The organism is Trinickia sp., assembly GCF_057351765.1.
On the sequence record NZ_JBMRBK010000065.1, the window covers coordinates 19,103 to 43,269 of the forward strand.

Annotated in this window: 20 protein-coding genes and 1 pseudogene; 9 read left to right on the plus strand and 12 right to left on the minus strand. The window is 62.2% G+C overall.

The features are described from left to right. Positions 1-63: 63 nt before the first annotated feature. Together ACO1XS_RS17945 and ACO1XS_RS17950 are read left to right on the plus strand one after the other, a co-directional pair. Positions 64-1,080 carry a succinylglutamate desuccinylase/aspartoacylase family protein gene (locus ACO1XS_RS17945; protein ID WP_331566907.1) on the plus strand — a complete coding sequence of 339 codons (1,017 nt, stop codon included), beginning with the start codon at positions 64-66 and terminating at the stop codon, positions 1,078-1,080. A 66-nt stretch (positions 1,081-1,146) separates the two neighbouring features. Continuing rightward, positions 1,147-2,505, plus strand: a complete 1,359-nt coding sequence (locus ACO1XS_RS17950; RefSeq protein ID WP_331566905.1) for an MFS transporter — start codon at positions 1,147-1,149, stop codon at positions 2,503-2,505. A 118-nt stretch (positions 2,506-2,623) separates the two neighbouring features. On the opposite strand, the gene ACO1XS_RS17955 is transcribed toward ACO1XS_RS17950, so the two are convergent. Then, positions 2,624-3,742: a patatin-like phospholipase family protein gene (locus ACO1XS_RS17955; protein ID WP_331566903.1), complete on the minus strand. Its 1,119-nt coding sequence runs from the start codon at positions 3,740-3,742 to the stop codon at positions 2,624-2,626. Between the two features lie 190 nt (positions 3,743-3,932). Next, positions 3,933-4,442, minus strand: a complete 510-nt coding sequence (locus ACO1XS_RS17960) for a DUF1697 domain-containing protein (protein ID WP_331566901.1) — start codon at positions 4,440-4,442, stop codon at positions 3,933-3,935. A 136-nt stretch (positions 4,443-4,578) separates the two neighbouring features. Between ACO1XS_RS17960 and ACO1XS_RS17965 the strand changes: the two genes are divergently transcribed. Both ACO1XS_RS17965 and ACO1XS_RS17970 read left to right on the plus strand, forming a co-directional pair. After that, positions 4,579-5,820, plus strand: a complete 1,242-nt coding sequence (locus tag ACO1XS_RS17965; RefSeq protein WP_486391314.1) for an MFS transporter — start codon at positions 4,579-4,581, stop codon at positions 5,818-5,820. A 156-nt stretch (positions 5,821-5,976) separates the two neighbouring features. After that, a complete protein-coding gene (locus ACO1XS_RS17970; RefSeq protein WP_331568159.1) occupies positions 5,977-6,861 on the plus strand; it encodes a DUF72 domain-containing protein in 885 nt (294 codons plus the stop codon). Between the two features lie 225 nt (positions 6,862-7,086). Here ACO1XS_RS17970 and arsB read toward each other — a convergent pair whose 3' ends face one another. The 3 genes and pseudogenes from arsB to ACO1XS_RS17985 form a co-directional block, all read right to left on the minus strand. Then, positions 7,087-8,154, minus strand: coding sequence for an ACR3 family arsenite efflux transporter (gene arsB, locus ACO1XS_RS17975; RefSeq protein WP_331568160.1), 1,068 nt, complete (start codon positions 8,152-8,154; stop codon positions 7,087-7,089). A 9-nt stretch (positions 8,155-8,163) separates the two neighbouring features. Next, positions 8,164-8,571, minus strand: coding sequence for an arsenate reductase ArsC (locus tag ACO1XS_RS17980; protein ID WP_331568177.1), 408 nt, complete (start codon positions 8,569-8,571; stop codon positions 8,164-8,166). A 51-nt stretch (positions 8,572-8,622) separates the two neighbouring features. Next, positions 8,623-8,925: pseudogene (locus tag ACO1XS_RS17985) on the minus strand (ArsR/SmtB family transcription factor); the annotation flags it as partial. A 536-nt stretch (positions 8,926-9,461) separates the two neighbouring features. Between ACO1XS_RS17985 and ACO1XS_RS17990 the strand changes: the two are divergent. The 5 genes from ACO1XS_RS17990 (at position 9,462) to ACO1XS_RS18010 (ending at position 15,154) form a co-directional block, all read left to right on the plus strand. Further along, positions 9,462-10,511, plus strand: coding sequence for a M23 family metallopeptidase (locus ACO1XS_RS17990; protein WP_486391315.1), 1,050 nt, complete (start codon positions 9,462-9,464; stop codon positions 10,509-10,511). A gap of 11 nt (positions 10,512-10,522) precedes the next feature. Continuing rightward, entirely contained in the window at positions 10,523-11,398 is an 876-nt protein-coding gene (locus tag ACO1XS_RS17995) for a serine hydrolase (RefSeq protein WP_481580786.1), read from the plus strand. A 165-nt stretch (positions 11,399-11,563) separates the two neighbouring features. Then, on the plus strand, positions 11,564-11,917 hold the full coding sequence (locus tag ACO1XS_RS18000; RefSeq protein ID WP_331568163.1) for a hypothetical protein: 354 nt from the start codon (positions 11,564-11,566) through the stop codon (positions 11,915-11,917). Continuing rightward, the gene (locus tag ACO1XS_RS18005; RefSeq protein ID WP_486391316.1) at positions 11,914-13,659 is read left to right on the plus strand and encodes a peptidoglycan D,D-transpeptidase FtsI family protein; all 1,746 of its coding nucleotides are present in this window, start codon (positions 11,914-11,916) and stop codon (positions 13,657-13,659) included. The genes ACO1XS_RS18000 and ACO1XS_RS18005 overlap by 4 nt, the downstream gene beginning before the upstream one ends. A 370-nt stretch (positions 13,660-14,029) precedes the next feature. Then, positions 14,030-15,154 (plus strand): LacI family DNA-binding transcriptional regulator, encoded by a 1,125-nt coding sequence (locus ACO1XS_RS18010; RefSeq protein WP_486391317.1) that lies wholly within the window; start codon positions 14,030-14,032, stop codon positions 15,152-15,154. Between the two features lie 201 nt (positions 15,155-15,355). On the opposite strand, the gene ACO1XS_RS18015 is transcribed toward ACO1XS_RS18010, so the two are convergent. The 7 genes from ACO1XS_RS18015 to ACO1XS_RS18045 all read right to left on the minus strand — a co-directional run bounded on the left by ACO1XS_RS18015 (position 15,356) and on the right by ACO1XS_RS18045 (position 23,787). Continuing rightward, positions 15,356-16,588 carry an NAD(P)/FAD-dependent oxidoreductase gene (locus ACO1XS_RS18015; RefSeq protein ID WP_486391318.1) on the minus strand — a complete coding sequence of 411 codons (1,233 nt, stop codon included), beginning with the start codon at positions 16,586-16,588 and terminating at the stop codon, positions 15,356-15,358. After that, positions 16,581-16,901: a MocE family 2Fe-2S type ferredoxin gene (locus ACO1XS_RS18020; RefSeq protein ID WP_486391319.1), complete on the minus strand. Its 321-nt coding sequence runs from the start codon at positions 16,899-16,901 to the stop codon at positions 16,581-16,583. Before ACO1XS_RS18020 ends, ACO1XS_RS18015 begins: the two co-directional genes overlap by 8 nt. Positions 16,902-16,986: 85 nt before the next feature. Further along, complete coding sequence (locus ACO1XS_RS18025) at positions 16,987-18,063, minus strand: fatty acid desaturase family protein (RefSeq protein WP_486391320.1); 1,077 nt, start codon at positions 18,061-18,063, stop codon at positions 16,987-16,989. A 160-nt stretch (positions 18,064-18,223) separates the two neighbouring features. After that, positions 18,224-19,534 carry an MFS transporter gene (locus ACO1XS_RS18030; protein ID WP_440561600.1) on the minus strand — a complete coding sequence of 437 codons (1,311 nt, stop codon included), beginning with the start codon at positions 19,532-19,534 and terminating at the stop codon, positions 18,224-18,226. A gap of 374 nt (positions 19,535-19,908) precedes the next feature. Next, positions 19,909-21,225 carry a serine hydroxymethyltransferase gene (glyA, locus tag ACO1XS_RS18035; RefSeq protein ID WP_486391323.1) on the minus strand — a complete coding sequence of 439 codons (1,317 nt, stop codon included), beginning with the start codon at positions 21,223-21,225 and terminating at the stop codon, positions 19,909-19,911. 68 nt (positions 21,226-21,293) lie between these two features. Further along, entirely contained in the window at positions 21,294-22,505 is a 1,212-nt protein-coding gene (locus ACO1XS_RS18040) for a M24 family metallopeptidase (RefSeq protein WP_486391321.1), read from the minus strand. A gap of 271 nt (positions 22,506-22,776) precedes the next feature. After that, on the minus strand, positions 22,777-23,787 hold the full coding sequence (locus ACO1XS_RS18045) for a GlxA family transcriptional regulator (RefSeq protein WP_486391322.1): 1,011 nt from the start codon (positions 23,785-23,787) through the stop codon (positions 22,777-22,779). Positions 23,788-24,167: the final 380 nt, after the last annotated feature.

The following is a 24,167-nucleotide window of genomic DNA, read 5'->3' on the forward strand; positions in this document are numbered from 1 at the left end:
CGGCTTTGGGTCGGCGATAGTAAAGGCAACCGGGGCGCCGCCCCGATGCCTAGGGATCGCACCATGTCCAATCTTGCATCGCTTATCGCCACTGACGTCGATTTCGAGCGCACGGGTTTTCAGACCGGCACGCTCAGGCTTCCCTGGTCGCACGATCGGTCGGGCTACGGCCATGTTCCCATCCCGCTTGCCGTGCTCAACGCCGGAGCGGGCACTGGTCCCACCGTTCTGCTGACGGGCGGCAACCACGGCGACGAATACGAAGGCCCTGTCGCGCTGATGAAACTGTTGCAGCGACTTCCTTCGATTACCATACGCGGCCGTCTCATCGTAATCCCGGCCCTGAACTTTCCGGCTTTCATCAACGGCACACGCACGTCGCCCATCGACCGCGGCAATCTGAACCGGCTTTTTCCTGGCGCACGCAACGGGCAGCCGACCGAGATGATCGCGCACTACGTTGAAACCGAGTTGCTTCCACGCGCCGATATCGTGATGGACTTCCATGCCGGAGGTGCGTCGTTCGAACACCTTCCCACGCTTCTTGCGTCGCCACCGGGCGGGGGCGAACGTCGCGAGCTCTATTTCGACCTTATCCGCGCATTCGGTGTGCCGAATACGATGATCATGAATCTGCTCGGCGAAGACCGGACGTTCGCGGCGGCGGCCGAACGTCACGGAAAGCTGTTTCTTTGCGGTGAATTTGGCGGCCATGCGGGCTGCGACGCGGCCAACCTGGCTATCGTCGAAAGCGGGCTGCACCGCACACTGTACCGGCTTGGCGTCGTTCCGGAAGACCATCCGTCGCCTGCTGGACAGACGCGCTTTTTGCGCGTGGAAGGTGCGCGGCACTATGTGTATTCGCCGCTTCCCGGCGTCTTCGAACCTGCCTTCGCGCTCGGCGATCGCGTTCGGGAAGGACAGATCGCGGGCCGGCTTTTCGATCCGCACCGCCCGTGGCAAGCGCCGCAGGAAATCCGGTTTCATGCCGACGGCACGGTGGTTTGCATGCGCACATTTGCGCGCGTGGAACCCGGTGATTGCATCGCATTGCTGGCGGCGGATGCCTGCATCGATTGAGCGCCGAAGAAGCATAACAATGGCGGTGACTTCCTATTTTCCCGACTCATCATGCGGAGACAATGTATGAGCGCCCATCCTCCTTTGGCCCAGCAGGCAGAGGACGCTGCCCCGCCTGCTTTCAGCGACGTGCGTCCTGCCTACGTCGTAGCGCTGTTTTTCGTCTGCTTCGCGTTCTCATATCTGGATCGCCAAGTCGTCAGCATTCTCGTGCAGCCGATCAAGCAATCGCTCGCGCTCACCGATACGCAAATCGGCCTGCTGCAAGGCCTTTCGTTCACCATGTGCTATGCAACGGCCGGCGTTTTCGTCGCACGGCTTGTCGATCGAGCCAATCGCGTCAAACTGATTGCCGCTTGCATTGCAATCTGGGCGATCTCTACAATGGCGTGCGGCTTCGCCTCGAACTTCCCGGAACTGCTGGTTGGCCGGGCAGGCACTGCGATTGCCGAGGCGGGGTTGAGTCCAGCGGCTCTATCGATCTTCAGCGACATTTTTCCGCCGCGCCGCGTGGCGCGCGCGAGCAGCGTATTCATGCTCGGGCCGTATGTGGGAGGCGGCATCGCTCTCTTCGGCGGCGGCATGCTGCTATCGGCGGCACATGGTTCAGGCGGCGCATGGCTTTCGGCACATGGCGTTCAACCGTGGCAAGCCGTGTTCGTTGTAGTCGGATTGCCCGGTCTAGTATTGGCTGCGCTGGTGGCATTCACGGTTCGCGAACCGGTCCGGCTCGAGACCCTCGTGGATGCGAAGCAGGCCAGGGAGGTCATGCCGTCCCTGCGCGATGTCTTGATCGAACTGTTCGTGCGCAATCGCTTCTGCCTGCCTTATTTCGCGGCATACGTGGCGCTCATTACGTTGTTCTATTCGCACGCCGCCTGGTTTCCGACCTTGCTGATGCGGCATTTCCACCTTGCACCGAAGACGATTGGTCAACTGGCCGCGCCCGCATACATGATCGGCGGCACGCTCGGCGTTGCGTGCGCCGGCATGCTCGCGTCACGCGTCACGGACGAAAGCGCGTTGCGCAAGGTGTTGGGTTTTTCCGCCGCCGCGGTTGCAACGCTCGTGCCGGCCGCGATCGCCATGCCGCTCGTGGGTAATAGCACGGTGGCAGTCGTGCTTTATGGGGCCTGCGCGTTCGCTGCGAGCATTGCGATGGGATTGGCGCCCGTCCCGTTGCAGATCGCCGTGCCGAACCGCATGCGCGGCCGCTCGCTCGCATTGCTCGTATTCATGACCAACGCGATCAGCGGCGGCGTGGGGCCGCTGGCGGTCGGTGCGCTGAACGAGCACCTTGGGCACGGAGGCGACAGCCTCGGCGTGGCGCTGGCCTTGACCGGCGGCGTGTCCGCGCTGATCGGCGCAGCGCTTTATGCCGTCGCCATGCGGCGTGTGCGCGTTGTGGAGGCTGACCTCCGGTGACGTGATGCATAGCCCGCTTGTTTAACGGCGGCGAATAGCGATGCCTTTTTCGAGCATCGCTTTCGGCCAATGTCGCCGGCTCCTCATCCGGGCAAACGTCAAACGCGTCATTCACCTGCTAGTTTTCATCCGCGCTGTAGACCGTCAATCCTTCGACTGGGTCCATCGGTGCATCCCACGGGCGCGCGGCAATGGCCCGCATTGCTGCTTCATAGCCGGCGCGCTGTCGCGAAGCGATGCCGGCTGGGGTGAAATCGATATCCTTTAACTGGTCGTCCCCATCCAGGCGAGGCGCAGCAAGTTTGATCATGCGCATGGTGGTGTGGCACCCCCAGGCGGCAAGCTCCTGGACTTCTGACGAGGCGCGCTCCGTTTCCGGCAGACGCTTGACCAGTTCGCGGATCACATGGCGCAGACGGTGAATCTGCTGCTGACGCGCGATGTGACTATCGGTGCGACTGGCGTACTGGATGTCCTTTTGCCGTTCCGATATCTGCCATATGCTTTCCGGCTCCGGGCCGATCGGGTTCCATACCTGCACCGAGAAGATGACCGAACTCTTGCGGGGCTTGTCATCCAGTACCACCTCGACCGGGGTGTTGGAATAGACGCCGCCGTCCCAATACGGTTCTCCGTCGATCCGCACTGCCGGGAACGCCGGCGGCAGCGCGCCCGAGCTCATGATGTGCGCGGCATTCAGCCGTTGATCGCGCGAATCGAAGTAGCGCATCGCGCCCGTGCAGGCGTGAACTGCGCCCACGGTCAATCGCGGATGGCCCGCGTTCAGCAGATCGAAGTCGACCAGCGAAGAAAGCGTATCGCGCAACGGCTCGATCATGTAATACGACGCTCGATCCACCCCGAGACGGGCGAGCGGCCCGAGCCAGGATGTCGGATTGGGCTGGAAGAATCCTTCGATGCCCCCGCCGATGATCATCCATTTCGCAAAGATTTTGTCCCAACTCGGCCAAGCAACGGATACGTCCAGGCGGGTTCGGTCGGTCACCTGGTTCCAGAATTCCGCCAGCCGTTGATAACGGCGCTCCGGTGGATTTCCGGCGATCAAGGCTGCGTTGATCGCACCAATGGAGGTGCCGATCACCCAGTCGGGCTGTATGCCCGCTTCGTCCAGCGCCTGATAGACACCAAGCTGATACGCGCCTAACGCACCACCACCCTGAAAGACGAGTACGACTTGCCCGGGCAACTCTGTGCGCGCTGGTGGGTTTGCTCTCATCGATTGCCTCGCTCGTCTTTTCGTCAGCGCGACCGGGGTAAGGTGCCCCACGCACAGTTTCACGGGTGGGGGCAGCGGTACGCGGGGCGAGCGCTAATCGATTGCCGCGATGGGATCCCGCTTACTTGGCGTTGCGTGACGGCGTGCAACGATAGGATCCGATGCCATCAACAAGTGTAGGACGATCGGTCTACGCTGCCGTCAATTCGGCGAGCTTTGCCACGGTGTTCATGTTGCGGGCGGTTCCGGACTTGGCGGCCGGAATCTTCAGCTTCGAGTGCGCCATTCCATCTCCATAGTGCACGTAGATCTCCCGCTTTCCGAGCGCGATCTCTTCCATCTGCTGGCCGCTCACGCCGGCCAGGGTGTCAGCTGGTGGCGGCGCATCGAGGAAGATAGCGACCGTTCGATTCGGCGCAGCCGATCGGAAAGGATTGTCGGCAAGAACCGCATCCAGTTCCGCACCGGTTCGAATCATAACGCCCACCTGCTTGCCGGCGTATGTCTCCAGGCAACGCTCCAGCTTCGTCTTCACCGAGGCTCCGGAGAGCTTGCTTTCGAAGACGACGTTGCCGCTCGCGATATACGTGCGTACCTTGGCAAAGCCGATGGATTCGCACATCGCCCGCAGCTCGGACATTGCGAGTTTGCCCGTGCCGCCGACGTTCACGGCACGCAAGAGAGCGACATATGTGTTCATCGGTGCATTCTATCGCCACATCCGTCGACGTTGCGTTGGGAATGGATTGGAACGCAACAACTTGCAAAGTTGACATGTAGGTACATCGACGTAGCATATTCAGCATGAATTCATTGCCATTACGGGCTCCGTGATCGTGATTGCCAAGCGTTCGTTGCGCGACCGACTCAGGCATTGGGTTTTGCCGGCCGGCGCCGACAGCGCCGCACGCGTGCTGCTGATCAGCCGGAGTTTGCGCGGCTTATGTGACGGATACGTCGCTGTACTGCTGCCTGCATACCTGCTCGCACTGGGCTTGGGCAAACTCGACGTCGGTCTGGTGAGCACCGCGACGCTCATCGGCTCTGCGGTCGCCACAATCGTCGTCGGCGCGCTCGCGCATCGTTTCGCGGCGCGTAGGATGTTCATGGTCGCGGCCGCACTGATGATTGCGACCGGCATCGCGTTCGGTGCGTTATCGTCGCTTTGGCCGCTTCTGATCGTGGCATTCGTCGGCACGCTCAATCCGAGTTCGGGCGATGTCAGCGTTTTTCTGCCGCTCGAGCAGTCGCGTCTTGCCGAGTCAGCCGCAGGCAATGCCCGCACGGCATTATTCGCACGCTACAGTCTGGTCGGCTCGGTGTCAGCCGCGGTCGGTTCTCTCGCGGCAGGTATCCCCGAGTGGCTGCCCGATCATACGCGAATCGCCCCGCTTCCCGCGATGCGCATGATGTTCTTGCTGTATGCCATTACAGGCATCGTCATCTGGTTCCTCTATCGTAGGCTGCCGCGCGCGCCCCTTGATGCCGAGCGTCGCTCGGCGCCGCTTGGGCAATCACGGCGCATCGTGACGCACCTCGCGCTACTGTTTAGCGTAGACGCGTTTGCCGGTGGCCTGGTCGTCAATTCGCTGCTGTCCCTATGGCTCATGCAGCGCTTTGGCCTGTCTCTGAGCGCAGCGGGCCAGTTCTTCTTCTGGGCCGGGCTCTTGAGCGCAGCGTCCCAACTTGCGGCGCCACCCCTCTCCCGCAAGATCGGCCTGCTCAACACGATGGTGTTCACGCATATCCCTGCCAGCCTGTGTCTGATCGCCGCGGCGTTTACCGCATCGCTTCCGGCGACCTTGACGCTCTTGCTGATCCGCAGCGCGTTATCGCAGATGGATGTCCCTACACGCACAGCCTACGTGATGGCAGTCGTCACACCGGTAGAGCGACCCGCCGCCGCGAGTTTCACATCCGTGCCGCGCAGCCTTGCCGCGTCGCTCGCACCAACGTTGGCGGGCGGCCTGATTGGAATGGGATGGCTCGGTGTGCCGCTCGTTGCCTGTGGCGCATTGAAGATCGCCTACGACCTTTCGCTGCTATTCGCCTTTCGCCACGTCAAACCGGAGCCCTAAGCCGTCAAGACTTGATGCACGTCGACGTCGTGATGTGGTCTGCGAGTCACGCCTTGACGGAAGTCAACGTCGTTACGCTCGTTCGGCTTGGTATGCCAGCGCGGCCCGTGCAGCGTGGCAAAATGACCGTTCACGACGAAATCCGGAAGGTGCGATATGTCGATCCTTGTGGGAACCGCATCGTGGACCGATAAGACGCTCATCGAGTCAGGGGCGTTTTATCCGAAGGGCTGCACAAGCGCCGAGGCGCGTTTGCGGTTCTATGCGAGCGTCTTCCCCTTGGTCGAAGTCGATTCGTCGTATTACGCGATGCCAAGCCCCAGCAACAGCGTCTTGTGGGTCGAGCGCACACCGCCGAATTTCGTGTTCGACATGAAGGCGTTCCGGCTTTTCACCGGCCACCAGACCGAACCAAAATTCTTTCCGAAGGATTTGCTGGCCGAGCTACCGAAGACGGACAAGAAAAATCTTTATTACAAAGACGTGCCCGACCCAGTCATCGATGAGCTATGGGCACGTTTCTTCGAAGCGCTTCGCCCGCTGCATGAGGCCGGAAAGCTAGGGTCCGTCCTGTTCCAGTTTCCGCATTGGGTGACGCCCGCGCCGAAATCCATGACACACGTTGAGCACTGCGCCGAACGCATGCATCCGTTCTTGACGGCCTTTGAATTTCGCCACGAAAGCTGGCTGAACGACAAGCACCGCGATTCAACGCTTGCGATGGAACGCGAACGCGGCATCGTGCATGTCATCGTGGACGCACCGGAAGGCGTCAAGAACCGCGCACATAGCGTCTGGGAAACCACCTCGAGCGAACTTGCAATCGTGCGGCTGCATGGCCGGAACATCGAAACGTGGGGTGGTGCAAGCAGCGCCGCTGAACGATTTAACTACGAATATTCCGACGAAGAACTGCGCGAACTGGTTGACCCGATCAAGGCAATTTCCAGCCGGGCCGCGCGCACACACGTTGTGTTCAACAACTGCTATCGAGACGTGGCACAACGAAACGCGCTTGCGATACGGGCGATGCTATCGTGAGCCGTCCGATCAAACGAAGGAGCAGCCTCGGTATTGCTCGGCCCGCTGCGCGCCCGGCCTGAACAGTGGAGCAGCCGCGATGGTCGTGGTCGTCGTGTCCCCGGCATTGCGCGACGCTGGGCACCGCTCGCGCGGATTGCCTGAAGAAATTGCACGATATCCTGCGCAGTATCACGGGCGCCGCGCATCCACGTCATCTGGAAGGTTGCCGATCGAATAGCGCAATCACCCCTGTTCATACCAACCTTTCGATGTATTGACGATTTTCACGACCAGCAGCATCACCGGCACTTCGATCAGGACGCCCACTACCGTGGCCAATGCCGCCCCCGATTCAAAACCGAAGAGGCCGATGGCAGCCGCCACGGCCAGCTCAAAGAAATTCGACGCTCCAATCAATGCCGAAGGGCATGCCACGTTGTGCTTTTCGCCAACTAGGCGGTTGAGCCAGTACGCCAACGCCGAATTGAAAAACACCTGAATCAGAATCGGCACCGCAAGCAACGCGATGATCAGCGGCTGCTCGAGAATAGCTTGACCTTGGAAGGCAAACAGCAGCACCAAGGTAGCCAGCAGTGCGGAAATGGACCACGGTCCAATCTTGGTCATCGCGGCATCGAATACGCCCTGCCCCTTGAACATGAGCCTCTTTCGCCAGATTTGAGCAAGCGCGACGGGGATGACGATATACAGCACGACGGACGTCACCAGCGTCGCCCACGGCACTGCAATAGCGGACACGCCCAGCAGCATGCCGACCAGCGGGGCAAACGCGAAGACCATGATCGTGTCGTTCAATGCCACCTGCGACAACGTGAACAATGGGTCGCCATCGGACAATTTGCTCCAGACGAACACCATCGCGGTACACGGCGCCGCGGCGAGCAGAATGAGGCCTGCGACGTAGCTGTCGAGCTGGCTTGCCGGCAGCAAAGAGACGAACAGGTGGCGGATGAACAGCCATCCGAGGAACGTCATCGAGAACGGCTTCACCAGCCAGTTGACGAACAAGGTGACGCCAATGCCGCGCACATGCTGCCTGACTTGATGAAGTGCGCCGAAATCCACCTTGACGAGCATTGGGATAATCATCACCCAGATAAGCACGCCGACCGGCAGATTGACGTGGGCCAGCTCCATCTTGCCCACCGCATGAAAAACGCTTGGCGCCGCCTGCCCCGCTGCAATGCCTGCGACGATGCAAAGCAGTACCCAGATCGACAAGTAACGCTCGAAGATGCTCATCGTCGCTTTAGCGGCGCGCTTGCCAGTGGTTGCGCATTGAACGGCCATCGCTACCTCTCACAAACCCAATGCTTCGAGCACTGCCGGCACCAGACGGGCGCGGATATCGTCTCGGACTGCTACAAAGCTGTCGAGCGACTCACCGTGGGGATCATGGAAGCCGACGTGGATCCGCTTGACCGGACGCGGGAAGATGGGACAGCTTTCCCTCGCGTTGTCACACACGCTGACGACCAAGTCGATGGGTTCTTCCATGACGGCTTCGACGGATTTGGGAAAGAGACCGTCGGTCTGCAGACCGGCCAATTTCAGCGCTTCAATCGCACCGTCGGCCACTTTCGGTTGAGGAGAAGTACCCGCCGAAATGGCTCGGACGCGGCCAGCCAGATCGTGGTTGAGGATAGCTTGGCCCATTTGAGAGCGGCACGAGTTGCCAGTGCATAGCACGAGAACGGTCTTGGACATGATTCGATTAAATACATCCGTTCGGATCGCCGCCGGCGTGCTGGCTCGTCCGCCCACGGGTGTACATGGGATGCCGCCGCAGCAGTTCTCGGTCAGGAATGCCAGCACGGCATTCATCGCCGGGTAATTTGCTGAATAGATCATGAACCGACCCTGCTGCAGAACCGTGACCAGCTCCGCATGAACGAGCTCTTTCATGTGAAAAGACAAAGAAGACGGCGCGATTCCCAGCCGCGCTGCGATCTGGCCGGCGGCCATCCCGGCGGGACCAGCTTGAACGAGCAGCCGGAACACAGCGAGTCTCGACTCTTGTGCCAGGGCGCTGAGTGCGCGAACCACGTGTTTCGTTTCCATATTTCAATAATACTTGAAATATTGAGTTGATCAAGCATGGTGGGCCCACCGTCCCCCTGATCCTCGGCGTTTCGACGAGACCCTTTAGAGCCGGACCACCAATAGAAGGTCCCGCCGGCGCCAAGTCGGCGATGTCGACTCGGTCGGTGAGGGACTGCACAATGCATGGGTGAAGCCATGCAGCGCCGCGAATTTGTCCCCTAAAATACCCCGGGGATTTTAAGTTTCGCTTAAGGCGCACTGTCTACGGTGAACGCTTTCTGAGATTTTCACTGGCGGCGCGCAGCTCGATGTCAGATCTACATTCACCCGACTCCCCATTGCATTCGCTTCCCGGCAATTTCGTGCAAGCGCAGCGCGAATAGCTGTCGCCGCCACGCGCACGAGCATCCGCGCGAACTTCGTCTACGCACGCATTCGGGCTCTCGCACCGGACGCGATCGCCGGCGACACCGGGCGTCCGCCCGAACCTGTCGTCACTTTGCTCACCGCTTTTCCCGTCGTCATCCATGGCCCTCCCTGCACCCGTTGTGCCCATGACGCGCATCGGCAAAGCCGTACTCGTTTGCGCGTTCAGTTCCGCCTGCGTCGCCCTCGTGATCTCGCCACCGAAACGGGGCTCTCACCCGGACGACGACATCCCGGCTGCCGCACGCGACACCGATGTACCGCGCGCAGCACAACCCCTCGGTGCATCGGCTACGGACGCGCTCTACAACGACGCACCCTCCGGTCATACGCCCAGGGTGGGCACACCATCCGCCCCGGCCACCGCACCCCGTCCCGTCACCCGCTCCGTGACCATCGATTCGAGTTTCACGGAAGCGATGCAGCGCCTCGGCCTCGATGCGAGCGTGACCGCATTGCTCGTGCGCTCGTTCGCCGGACAAATCGATTTCCGCCGCGACCTGCGCAAGGGCGACACCATCAGTCTCGTGATGCGTCCCGCTAATGTGGACAACGCGCCCGACGCCGCGAGCAGCGTACAAGCCAACGACGACATTCCGCTCGCCGTGCGCGTCTCGCGCGGCGACACGGATCACGATCTGTTCCTGCATCGCGATCTGCGCGGCAAGCCGTTCTACTACACGGCCAATGGCCGATCCGGTGCGCCCTCCTTCGCGCGCTATCCGCTCGCGTTCATGCGCGTGTCGTCGAATTTCGCCGCACGCCGCCTCGACCCCGTCACTCATCAATGGCAAAGCCACGATGGCGTCGATCTCGCCGCGCCGGCGGGCACGCCCGTGCACGCCACCGCTCGCGGCACGATCTCATACATCGGCTGGGAAACCGGCTACGGCAAGATCGTCGTGATCGACAACGTGCCGCCGTATCAGACGGCGTTCGCCCATCTGTCGCGTTTCGCGAAGGGCCTGCATCGCGGCACTCACGTGCGGCGCGGCCAGGTGATCGGCTTCGTCGGCAAGACCGGCTGGGCGACGGGGCCGCATCTGCACTATGAAGTGCGCGTCGCAAACGTGGCGCGTAATCCGCTGACCGTGACGCTGCCCGGTGACACGCCGTTGCACGGCGACGAGCGCAAGCGATTCGCGCAGCGCGCGAATCGCCTCGCCGCACTGTTTTGAGCGCAAGCGCAATGCGCCGCTGGGGGGCCCTGTTCGTCGCGCTATTCGTCCTGCCGGTCGTCACGCCATGGGTCTTCACCCGTCCCGCGTTCGCGCGCGCGGGCGTCCACGCTCGGCATGTTCAGCTTCGTCCCGCGGTGCGCGCGCGTGCCGCTATGGTCGTGGATCTCGCGACGGGGCGCACGCTGTACGCAAAGCATGCCGATCAGCGCATGCCCATCGCGTCTCTCACGAAACTGCTGACGGCGATGGTGGTGCTCGACTCGAAGCGCTCGCTCATCAGGCCCGCGCGCATCACCCACGCCGACATCGACCGGCTCAAGTGGTCGCGCTCGCGCCTGCCGGTCGGCTCGCTGCTGCTGAGGCGCACGATGCTGCACATCGCGCTGATGTCGTCCGAAAATCGCGCAGCGTTGGCGCTGAGCCGCGACTATCCGGGCGGGCGCGCCGGATTCGTACGCGCGATGAATCGCAAGGCGAAGCGTCTGCACATGCGGCACAGTCACTTCGTGGATCCGACCGGGCTTTCGCCGCACAACGTGTCCACCGCGCGCGACCTGACGCGACTTGCGCGTGCCGCGTATCGATACCAGCAGATCCGCCTGTACTCGACCTCGCGCCAGAAGCTGGTGCTGGGCGGCGCCGGGCCGCTGATGTACCACAACACAGATCCGCTCGTGCACAACGTCGCGTGGCACGTCGTGCTGCAAAAGACGGGTTTCACCAACGAAGCGGGCCACTGCCTCATCGTCATGACGCCCGTGCATGGGCACATGATGCTGATCGTACTGCTCGGCGCCCCGACACCTCAGGCACATTTTCAGGACGCCATCGATCTGCGGCGCTGGTTGGCACGAGCGAATCTTCGACAAGGCCGTCACCGTTGAGCCGCCGCGCTTTTGGGTCGAGTCGCGCGAAATTGCGGGGTTGGGACGGATGGCCTTGTATGTCACACTGTGATGCAACTCCATCGGGGCTTCGACATCGGGCCCCCTTGCACCGGGAGAACACCCCTGAACGGTTGGCACATAGCAATTGCGGCGGGACTCTGCGTGCTGCTCGTGGCCTGTTCGCGCCGCGAAAGCATCTTCTCACTGTCGCCCGCGTTTACCGCGAAGTCCAGCATTTCCGCGTCCGACGTGGCGGACTGCGTCGTACAGCGATGGAAAAACGGCACGCGGCGTCTGCATCGGGGTGAAGGCGGCACAGCCATCACCCTGCGCGCCGAAACGTTCTTCAGCGGCGCGGCGATTGGTCTGCGCGTCGAGCCGGAGGGGCGGCATACACGCGTCGAATACTTTCGGCGGCGCCGCACCGAGCCGCTTTACTGGTCGATGGTGCGCGGGTGTCTTCAGCCCGAGGCGAGCCGCGAAACGGACAGCGCGCCGGCCGTCCCGCAGTCATGAATCCCCCGCGCAACACGCATCGCATCAGGCAATCCGAAGTGCTGGGCAACAGCACCTACCTTCGGTTCCGGTTGCGGTCGGCGCTGCTTGGCGCAACGTTCGCCCTGGCATTCGGTGCATTGGGCGTGCGCGCCTTCTGGGTGCAATGCATCAACGACGGCTTCTACCAGCTTCAGGGCGACATCCGCCAGGTCCGTGATTTCACCGTACACGCGGCGCGTGGCCGCATTCTCGACCGTAACGGCCACATCCTCGCGATGAGCCTGCCCACCCGCGCGCTATGGGTGGACGCGCGCGACGTGCCGAGCGTGCCGCCCGGCAAGCTCGCCTCGGTGGCCACGCTGCTCGGCATCCACCGCGCCCACGTGCAAGACGTGTATCGCGAGCATCGCGCCTTCGCCTATCTGCGGCGACAGGTGCCGCTCGCCACCGCGAAAGTCGCGATGCAACTCGACATACCGGGCCTCTACGCCGAGCGCGACTATCGACGGTTCTACCCCGAGGGCCCGATTGCCGCGCAGGTGACAGGCTTCGCGGACGTCGATGGCCGGGGCCAGGAAGGGATCGAACGTGTCGGCAACCGCATCCTCACCGGCGTGGACGGCAACCGGCGCGTGTTGCGCAACGCACGCGGCCAGATCATCGATACGCTGGGTTTCGTCGCCCCGAAGCCTGGCGAGGACATCCGTCTCTCCATCGACCGATCCATTCAGTTCGCCGCCTTCAAGGCGGTGCGGGACGCGGTGCGGCGCACCGGCGCGCAAGCCGGCTCCGCAGTCGTGCTGAACGCTCGAACAGGTGAAATACTCGCGATGGCGAACTGGCCGACCTATGATCCGAACAAGCGCGCAGCGCGCAGTGGCCAGCAGATCCGCAATCGCGCGGTGACCGACGTCTTCGAGCCGGGCTCCGTGCTGAAGCCGCTGACGATTGCGCTTGCGCTACAGCGCCATGTCGTCACGCCGGATACGATCGTGCCCACCAACGGCGGCCGCCTGAAGCTCGACCACGCCGTAATTCACGACGATGCCGATTTCGGCGTGTTGACAGTTTCGCAGGTGATCCAGAAGTCCAGCAACGTCGGCACGACGAAAATCGCGCTGCAGCTCACGCCGCGCGACATGTGGCACAACTTCCGTGCAGTGGGACTGGGGCGCGCGCCCTCGGCAGGATTGCCGGGTGCGGCGGCAGGCCACGTGCGCCCATATCAGCACTGGCGACGCATCGAGCAGGCGACGATGTCGTACGGCTACGGCCTGTCGGCTTCGCTGCTGCAGCTCGCGCAGGTTTACACCATCTTCGCGAACGAGGGCGTATTCGTTCCCGCGACGATTCACGCGCATGGCGCCGCGCCTGTGCATGGCCGGCGTATCTATTCGCCACTTGTCGCGCGCGAGGTACGCGCGATGCTCGAAAGCGTGGTAACGAAAGACGGCACCGCGCCGCAGGCGCAGGTCCCGGGGTACACCGTCGCGGGCAAGACCGGCACCGCCTACCACTGGACCGCGAAGGGCTACGACCACAGCCAATATCGCGCGTCGTTTGTGGGAATCGTGCCGGCGCACGCGCCTCGCGTGATCATCGCGGTGTCCATCGACCGCCCGCACAAGGGCTCACACTTCGGCGGCGCCGTGTCGGGGCCTGCCTTCGCCGATATCGCCTCGAGAACCATGCACATTCTCAACGTCTCGCCCGACGTGCTGACGACCGACAACGCTTCTCCGGATGCGTCGTCCACTTGAGTCAGGCGAACCCGTCGCTGCGGTTCGTCGGCCGGCACCTGCCGGTCCCGGCTTTCGTGATCGAAAGCCAGACTTTTGGGCACGGGCCCCATGTCTGCATCAGCGCGGCGTTGACAATGATGGAAGCGGAGATTGCATTTCGCGCCATACTGGCACGATGGCCGCGGATCGCACTGGTTGACGAGCGGCCCAGCTGGAACGGCAATCCCGTTTACCGAGGTTCGAAATCTCCGCACATTGAGTATCGTTGCATGCGGATTCTCCGCGGTCGTCGACGTCCATCATGACGTACGCGTTGCCGTCCACCTCGAAGTCGAACTCGTGCTGCGATGCGCCATTGCGCGAACCAGGAGATATCAGGAGACACGTTATGAGCGGCACCGCATCGCCCCGACGCAAACGCACGCCGCGCTTCATCGAGATTGCCGAGGCGGCGGGCGTGAGCCCCGCCACGGTCGATCGCGTTCTCAACGAGCGCGGCAGCGTATCGGCCGAGATGCGCGCCCGCGTCGTCGCGGCGGCACGCCAGCTCGGCGTCCCGCGCGTGCTGCCCGACACGCGGCACGGACTCGTGCATATCGACGTATTGCTGCCCAGGAACGACACGCCGTTCTTTCGGCGCATGAGGCAGGCACTGCAGCGCTCGATGCAGATGCTCGACAGGCGCATCGTGCTGCACCGTCAGATCCTCCCTGAGGATGACGACGACGTTATCACGCGTGCAATCCTCGAACCGCCATATGCACGTGCGGGCCTCATCATCACGACGCACGACACGGCGAACGTCCGCGATGCACTGCGCACGGTGACGACCCGCGGCGAGTCCGTCGTCACCATGGTGACCGACATCCCGGAGATTGGGCGCGTCCATTACGCCGGAATCGACAATGCTTGCGCCGGACGCACGGCAGGCTACTTCGTCGGGCGACTCGCGACGCGGCCGGGCCGAGTGCTGCTGCTTGGCAGCCGAAAAGACTACCGCGCCCATCTCGAACGCATCGCGGGGTGCCGCTCGCAGTTGAGCGAATCGTTTCCGACGCTCATCTGCGAAGAGGAAGGGATGGAAACACTCGACGATTCCGACCGGTGCCATCACGCAGTTACACGAGCGCTCAAGCGCGAGGATCTCGTGGGCATCTACAACAGCGGATACGGATCGGCCGGCATCGAGGCCGCGCTACGGGCAGCGGGCGCGGCCGGCAGGGTCGTATGGGTCGGCCACGAAATGCTCGATCACCACAGGCAGTACATCGAGGAGGGAACGATGGATATTGCGATCGATCAAGACCCGGATGGGCAGATCGTCTCCGCGCTACAGCACGTGCTCAATGCGTGCGGCGTAGTGGACGCGCCCGCGCCGCCCGGGCCGGTTGAATTCCGCATCTTCTGTTCGGCCAATGTAAGGCGTAGCCCTTATCTCGTCGAGGCTCCGGTCAGCCTACGCGATGAAACCGGCAACGCAGCGGTATCGGAGGAATCATCGAGTGCGCGCTGACGCCATCGAAACCCGCGTTGGCGATCATCTCGACATTCTCCTCGAGCGAGCGCTCGTAGCCATCGGTATGGCGGCGCTCCATCGCCCACAACGATTGCAACACCAGTAGCCGCTGTGCCATTCATGCTCCCTTCTACGTTTCCGCGTGTGCATGTCCGTTGAAGACAACATCGGCGGAATCCACGACAGGACGAATTCGCTTCACAAGAAGCTTTTGAGTTTCACGCCGAGATCCGCGAGTTCCGCTTGCCCGATCACGGCTTCTCGGTCGACGAGCATTCGTGCCAGCTTCATCTCGCGCACAAACGCCCCCGCCGGGCCTAGCCCGCTTGCGCCCACGAGCCGGCCGCCGCTGTCGAGATGGAAATGAATCTCGGCATCGTCGGCGATCGAGCGCACCACCGACTGCCGGCCCAATCCGGGCTCGCCAGCGACCTGCAATTGATAGTCGAATTGATCCGACCAGAACCACGGCAGCGCGCGATACGCCTCGCGCGCGCCCAGCATATTGCGCGCCGCCAGTTGCGATTGCGTCTCGGCGTTGTGCCACGTTTCCTGGCGGATACGGTGGGTGCCGAAGCGGCTGGGAAACACCGCAACGTCACCCGCCGCGTAGACGTTGCGCGCCGATGTTTCCAGCGTTTGGCCCACGACGATCCCCCGCTCCACGTCAAGGCCCGCAGCGCGCGCGAGCGCGTCCGCGGGTTCGATGCCGATGCCTACCACAACCGTATCCGCGTACAACGCATCGCCGCTTTCCAGCCGCACGACGAGCGAGGCATTTTCGCCGGTCTCGATAGCGAGCGGCGCAGCGCCCAGCAATAGCCGTACCCCCTTGCGCTCGTGTAATGCGTGCGCGCGGGCTGCGATCGGCTCGGGCACCGCGCGACCCATCAAACGCGATGCGCCCTCCACGACGGTCACATCGCATTCGCACATGCGAGCCGATGCGGCCACCTCGAGTCCGATGAAGCCACCGCCGATCACCACGACGCGTGCGCCGGGCGTCAGCCGTTGCCTGATGCCGAGTGCATCGTCAAGCGTGCGCAGACAATGAACGCCTGCACTGTTCGCTCCGGGAATCGAGAGCCGCCGCGCATCTCCACCCGTGGCGAGCAGCAGTGCTTCATAGGCGATCGTCCGTCCGTCGTCGAGCCGCAGCACCTGCTCCCGCGGATCGAGCGCCTGTACCGTCGCGACAACGTGCTCGATGCCGTCTTCCACCCAAGCCTCTCGCGGTCGCAATCGGCAATGCTCGGCTTCCCGCTGTGCAGTCAACAGATCCTTTGAAAGCGGCGGCCGCTCGTAGGGCATGTGAGGTTCGGCGCCGATGAGCGTGATGCGTCCTAGCCATCCCGCCTCGCGCAGCGTTTGTGCCGCACGTCCACCGACATGTCCCGCGCCGACAATGGCCATGCCTCGTTCGTCAGTCATTGCTTCTGATCTCGATCAGGATGCGGCCGCCGTCCACCTTGGCCGGATAGGTCGCGAGCTTCTCGCACACCGGCGCGCCAAGCGGGCGCCCGTCGCGCACGTCGAAGCGTCCATTGTGTTTCGGGCATTCGATGACGTGGCCCATGACGAGGCCGTCGCAAAGATGCACTCGCTCATGGGTACAAAGCCCGTCGCTGGCGTAGACCTGATCTTTCACGCGATAGATGGCGAACGTGCGCCCGGCGTGGTCGAAGCGCGCCACGTCCTCGTCATCGATTTCGTCGAAGGCAACCGTGTCTATCCATTGAGCCATATCGTGTCTCCTGTGTTTTTTGTCGAGCCGGGTAAATGACGGGGTAATCGCATCTCGGGGGGCTTCATCCCCTATGTACTTGCGCCTATGCCTGTGACGCTTTGGGGACCGGCCGCGTCACGTGGTACGACGGGTCGCGCGTCTGCCGCATCAGCGCCGGAATGATCTCGGCGTAAGCGGCCACAGTGCTCTGATAAGGCGGCGGCATATCGCCCTTGACGGTCTCGTGCAAGCGCTCGAGCGCATGAAACGGCACCATCGGGAACATGTGGTGTTCGATGTGGTAATTCATGTTCCAGTAAAGAAAGCGAAATACCGGGTTCATGATTACGGTCCGGCAATTCGTGCGGTGATCGAGCACGTTCTCCGGCAGGCCGGCATGCTGAGTCAAACCGAAGTAAAGATAGAGCCACGCGCCGTAAAGGCTGGGAAGCCCAATATAGAGAAGTGGGAGGACGGAGCGCGCTGCAACGCTGGTTGCGAGTACGACCGCATAGACGCCGAGCGTGACGCGCGCCTCACGGATGATCTTCGGCCATTCCGATTCGGGCACGAACGTCTTCTCCTCGGCGCCGATATGGCCGAATGCGTTCGACACCATCTTCGGCAATTCTTTCGAAACGTGCTTGATCGCAAAGACATTCAGCAGAAGCCCGAGCCAGTCGGTGGGCCGAGGCGCGGCGATTTCGGGATCTCGGCCCACGATCAGCGTATCGGTATGATGCCGTGCGTGGCTCCACCGCCAGACCGTTGCACGGCGAAAGACCTGAAACGACGCGAGCTGATAGAGAGCATCGTTCATCCACCGGGTCTTGAATGCCGTGCCGTGTCCGCACTCGTGCCAGCGCGAATCCGCCGGGCTGCAGTAAAGCGTGCCGTAGACGAAGAAAGCGGGGATCGCCCAGAGCGAATCGGCTCGCCATGCCAGCCACGCCAGCGCGCCGCTCGCCAGGATCGCTGCGTACCAGACGATCGTATCGGCGACGGCGCGCGCGTCATTGCGCTGCATCAGCGACTTCATCGTTGCGCGCGGCACCGGGCACTTGTACCAGAGCGCATTCACGAGCCCCTCCGCCCGCGCCTTGTCACCGGCGCCTCCGATCAGACGGTAAGCCTCGTGACGCGCCTGTGCGCCGCGCTGGCAACTCTGCGTGTTCGACACCCCTGCCCCCCCTCGATCGAGTCATCGCGCGCCCAATCGCAGCGCGCCAATGCGTCAAACATAGGCGTGTCGGTCCGAGTCCTCAACGGAAACATTGATGAAATTTCGTCAACGCACAGCCGAATCTGCTCCGAGAGGGTTAGCTTCAGTCCAGTGGGAGTCAGTCGGCGAGCGGCCCGCGCGATGTCTCCCGACTCGCGAGCATGGCTATCAAAGCGACGCCTGCCGCGCCGACCATATACCACGCCGGGGCCAGCTTGCTGCCGGTGGCATGGATCAACCAGGTCGCGACAAACGGTGCTGTACCGCCGAACAGGGCATTCGCTGCATTGAAACAAAACGCGAAGCCACTATAGCGCACGCGCGTCGGAAAGATCTCTGACAGAAAGCACGGTAGCGTGCCGTCGTTCATCGTCAGCAACGCGCCGAACGCGATCTGGATCAGCACGATCGTCATGAAGCTGGCACCGACGAGTCCCTTGAAAAGCGGTACCGTCAGTAGGGCGAACAGGACCGAAGCACCGATCAGCATCGTCTTGCGACCGACGCGGTCCGACAGCGCCCCCATGATGAAGATGAAGCCGATATAGGCGGCAAGGGAGATCGTGGCCGCAATAAAGGATTGCGTTTCGCCCATCCCCATCTCGGTCGACAGGTAGGTCGGCATGTAGCTCAGCACCAGATAGAACGCCACCGCGTTCAGGCACGTGACCCCAAACGCGATCAACATCTTGCCGCGATGCACAGTCAGCAATTCGGTGACCGGCGCGCGTGCGACGTGGTGGGACATCTCAAGCGCCTTGAACTTTGGCGTATCTTCGAGGCGCACCCGGATGTATCGGCCAATCAGCCCGAACGGCGCAGCAAGCAGGAACGGCAACCGCCATCCGAACGACTGGATCTGCCCGGTGGTGAGCACGGCATGCAGCACCGCGACCAAGATCGAACCAAACAGCAGACCCGCAGCCGTGCTGGCCGGGACAATGCTGGTATAGACACCGCGCTTGCCCTCCGGCGCATATTCGGCGAGAAATGCCGATGCCCCTGCATACTCACCGGAGGCGGAAAACCCCTGGATAAGTCGAACCAGCAGCAAAAGAATTGGCGCCATGACGCCAACCTGTGCATACGTTGGCAGGAAAGCAATCACGAAGGTCGAAGCCGACATGATCAGGATCGACAGCGAGAGCGCTGTCCGGCGCCCGATCTTGTCACCGAAGTGCCCCCAGACGATGCCTCCGATGGGCCGGACGATAAACGAGATCGCAAATACGGCGTACGCGGCGAGCAGCCCCGTTGCCGCGTCAGTCTTCGGGAAAAACACGACCGCGATGATCGTCGCCAGATAGCCATAGGACGCGTAGTCGAACCACTCGACAAAATTGCCGATGAAGCTCGCCATCGCGGCGCGCTTGAGCAGGCGCGCGTCTGGTGCCGTGTCCGCCTGATCATGGCCCGACGTGAACGCCATGCCGGGCTGCGAGGTGATGCCGGCCATAGCTGGCCGCGCTGAAACCGCTTTCCTGGTACTCATTTGCTGTCTCCAAACATGAATGAATCGTGATTGCTGCGGTGCTGACGGCGGCTCTTGCGGCGGCCTGTCCGATGTGTCCGTTCCGTGGCGATATGCAGGGTCCGTTTGAGCGAATGGTAGACGTTCGACCAAGGGGAAGATTTCCGGATGCGATGGAAAACTTTCTCGTTTCGACATCGAGGGTTAACACCGGTGAGCGTGACGAGGGCGGTGAACGCGAACTGAACGCACCTCTTCGATCAGGCCGCTGCCACGCATGTCATCAGGCCAACTAGTTGCACCGGCTCATGATCCTTCTCCTCAACACTCGATCACGTTGACCGAGAGGCCTCCGCGCGAGGTTTCCTTGTATTTGGTCTGCGTTGCACCCCGAGGCCAGCGTATACAGGGAAGCGGGCGCACAATTTCGCCACCTGTTCGCGAACCTGCAGCTCGATCTGCGCGTTACCCAGGTTATCCAGGACGTCGCAAATGAGCGCGGCGGTCAGCACAGCGTCGGCCTCGCCGAAACCGCGCGTCGTGATGGCCGGCGTACCGATGCGGATCCCGCTGGTCACGAACGGTGACTGCGGGTCGTTCGGCACGGCGTTCTTGTTGACGGTGATGTGTGCACGGCCCAACGCGGCATCCGCGTCCTTGCCAGTGATCCCCCTTGCGATGAGGCTGACCAGGAACAGGTGATCGTCGGTCCCGCCGGACACCACGTGGTAGCCCCGCTCGTTGAATACGGTCACCATCGCGCGCGCGTTCGCGAGGGTCTGTTTCTGGTACTCAACAAAGTCGGGGCCGAGCGCTTCTTTGAATGCGACCGCTTTCGCCGCAATCACGTGCATCAGTGGGCCACCCTGGTTGCCCGGGAAAACCATCGCGTTCAGCTTCTTTTCGATCTCCGCGTTGGCTTTGGCCAGAATCAGCCCCCCGCGCGGGCCGCGTAAGGTCTTGTGGGTAGTTGTCGTGACAATGTCCGCAAACGGCACGGGATTCGGATAGATTCCGGCTGCGACCAGTCCGGCGACGTGCGCCATGTCAACGAACAGATAAGCGCCGACGCTGTCCGCGATCGCGCGAAAACGGGCGAAATCGAGCACGCGGGAATACGCCGAGAACCCGGCAATGATCATCTTCGGTTGATGCTCGAGCGCGAGGCGCTCCACCTCGTCGTAATCGATCAGGCCGGTCTGGGTATCGACGCCATACTGGACCGCGTTGTAGAGCTTGCCGGAAAACGACACCTTCGCGCCGTGCGTGAGATGCCCCCCGTGCGCGAGGCTCATCCCGAGAATCGTGTCGCCGGGCGAGAGGAGCGCCAGATAGACGGCGGCGTTCGCCTGCGAGCCGCTGTGCGGCTGCACATTTGCATAATCGGCGGCGAACAGCTGCTTCGCACGCGCGATCGCCAGCGACTCGACCACGTCGACGTGCTCGCAGCCGCCGTAATAGCGCTTGCCCGGATAGCCTTCGGCGTATTTGTTGGTGAGCACCGAGCCCTGCGCTTCGAGCACACGCGGACTGGTGTAGTTTTCCGACGCGATCAACTCAATGTGATCTTCCTGGCGCTGGCGCTCGCTACGCATCGCGTCGTGCAGATCCGGATCGAACCCGGCAATCGTCTGTTCTGTTGAAAACAAGGAAACGTCTCCTGCCACATCATGAGGGCCCCGCGGCCGTGGCCGCAGGCTGTTTGAACGCCGGCGGGTCAGGCCTTGACGATGTTGTGCTCGGGCCCGTACGGAAAGCCCGTGATGTTGGTCGCGTCCTTCTCGCCCACTACCAGGATGTCATGCTCACGGTAGCCGCCCGCGCCGGGCAGGCCTTCCGGCAGCATGATCATCGGCTCCATCGACACCACCATGTTCGGTTCCAGTACTGTGTCGATGTCTTCGCGCAGTTCCAGCCCGGCTTCCCGGCCGTAGTAATGCGACAGCACGCCGAACGAATGGCCGTAGCCGAATGTGCGGTACTGCAGCAGGTCATACTCCGCGTAGATCTTGTTGAGTTCGTGGGCGATATCGCTACAACGGGCACCAGGCTTGATCAGTTTCAGCCCCGCCTCGTGCACCTCGACGTTGACCTTCCACAGACGCAGGTGTTCGTCCGAACAGTGGTCGAAGAACATCGTGCGTTCAAGCGCCGTGTAGTAGCCGGCGATCATCGAGAAGCAGTTCAAGCTCAGGATGTCGCCCTTCTGTACCTCGCGCGTCGTGACCGGATTGTGTGCGCCGTCGGTGTTGATGCCCGACTGGAACCAGGTCCACGTATCCATCAGCTCGGAGTCCGGAAAACGGCGTGCGATCTCGCGCACCATCGCCTGCGTCGACGCGAGCGCGACTTCATGTTCGGGCACACCTTCATGAATGGCGGCGGCGAGTGCGGCGCCACCCACGTCGCACACATTGGCGCCGTGCTTGATGACCTCGATTTCTTCGGCCGACTTGATCATGCGCATGCGCATCGTCTGGGCGCTGATGTCGACAAATTCGACGGATGGCAGCGCCGCCTTCAGCTTCGCGAGCACCTCTACCGGAAGCTGGTCGAACTCGACGCCCACGCGCCCCTTGTTGTCGATCTCTCCCTGTACGGCGCGGAAGAAGTTGTCGCGTTGCCAGTCGGTGTAGACCACGTTGTAGTCGCCGACTGTGCGACGCCACGGCTGGCCGCCGTCGATGTTCGCCGAGATCGACACCACCTTCTTCGGCGTAACCACGAGCCCGTATTTGCGGCCAAATGAGCAATACAGGAAGTCTGCGTAGTAGTTGATGTTGTGGTACGACGTGAACAGCACGGCGTCGATGTTCTCGTGCGCCATCAGTTCACGCAGCTTTGCCTGGCGGTTGGCGTACTCGGCGTCTGAAAAGGTGTGCTTCACCTTTTGGCCGTTTTCGATCCGGATCAGGTTCTCCAGTTTCATGCGCTCGCTCCTTGGTGAAGGTCGGTGGGTGTGAGCGAATGGTAGGAGTTCAGGGATTTATAAAATTTCCGGATTCGACGGAACAATTCCCCATTTCGACATTTAGGGTTTACGCCGGTGAGCGCGCTTACCGACGCGAGGCGTCCATGAGCAGACTATTGGATTAAATGTGGAGACAGGTTTGCGCAACGCAGACGGCATGCTGCGGGCGAACCGGGGCCTGTCATCCGGACGGCGCTCAGAAGATCCAAAAGCGCATCGCCAGCACGTCCTATAGTGCGTTCTGATAACGTCGGCGATCGACGCTCGGCGGGATCTGGAACTGCGCCTTGTAGCGCGTGGCGAAGTGCGTCATCGACGTGAAGCCGGTGCGCGCACAGATCTCTTCCAGCGGCTGGGAGGTGCGGTACAGCAACTGACGCGCACGCAGCAGGCGGATCTCGAGATACGCCTGTGCTGGTGTCTTGCCGAGACGCTCATGAAACCAGCGTTCAAGTTGCCTTTGCGAAACGCGCAGATATGACGCAATTTCGGCGACGGTAAGTGTCTCTTCGACGTTGCTTTCCATGACCTGCAGCGCTTCGTCGAGCTTCGCGTGTTCGGCACCCATGTACTGGCGCAGCGAAGTGCGTTGGCGCTGCTCATGACTGCGCCGCTCGGCAATGAGCAGTTCGAGCACGCGCGCCGCGAGCGAGCGGCTGCCGGGCGGCACGCCAAGCAGATGCACCATCAAGTCCAGCGGCGCGACGCCTCCACTGCAGGTATAACGATCGCGATCGACCTCGTACAGGTGATTCGACACCGTCAACATGGGAAACTGCTCCATCAGCACGTCCTGATCTTCCCAGTGAATCGTGCATCGGTAGCCGTTCAGCAGGCCGGCGCGCGCGAGAAAGAAGCTACCGGTATCGAGGCCGCCAAGCGCCGTCCCGTGGCGGGCAAGCAGGCGCAACCAGTCAAGCACCGCGCCGATGCCTCTGCGCGGTATCGGATTGGGGCCGACGACAAACACGGCGTCGAACGAACCGCTATCGGCCATCGTCGCATTGGGCCGCACGCATATTCCATCGCTCGACTGGACGAAGTCCCCGCCAGTCGCGATCAGCTGATAGTCGTAGACGCGCCGACCGACGACCGTGTTTGCGATCCGCAGCGGATCGACAGCCGCAGCCAGCGCGATCAGCGAGAAATCGTCGAGCAGAAGGAAGCCATACTTCGTCACGCGCAGATCGTGCAGTCCGGCCGGCCGTTCGCTTTCAGGTCTATTGGAATTCGTAGACACGTTCGAGTTCTTGACGGGAAAAAGCACTGAAATCCGGGTACGTCCGTAATCATATGCGCACCAGCACGGGCGTGCGCGCAATGCTCCATTCCGGTCGTGTCCCCCTCGCATTTCGGTTGCCCCTGATGCAAAGGTCGCGATAGACGTGCGAGCAAACACGGTTCGACGCAGTCGCGATACGCGGCAAAGGTTGACAAGGTGGTCGCCAAAACGTCTCTGAATCGTGGCTCAGCGGGCCCGAAGTGAGGCGGGTGATTCGCCCACTGGGCGAATTGCCGAGGATGCCTACCATCGGCATCCCGGAAGAGGCGGCACTCATTGACCGCCCGTCTCACTCGGTTACGGAAATGCCTTCGCACCAAGCAGAGCAGCGACCGCGA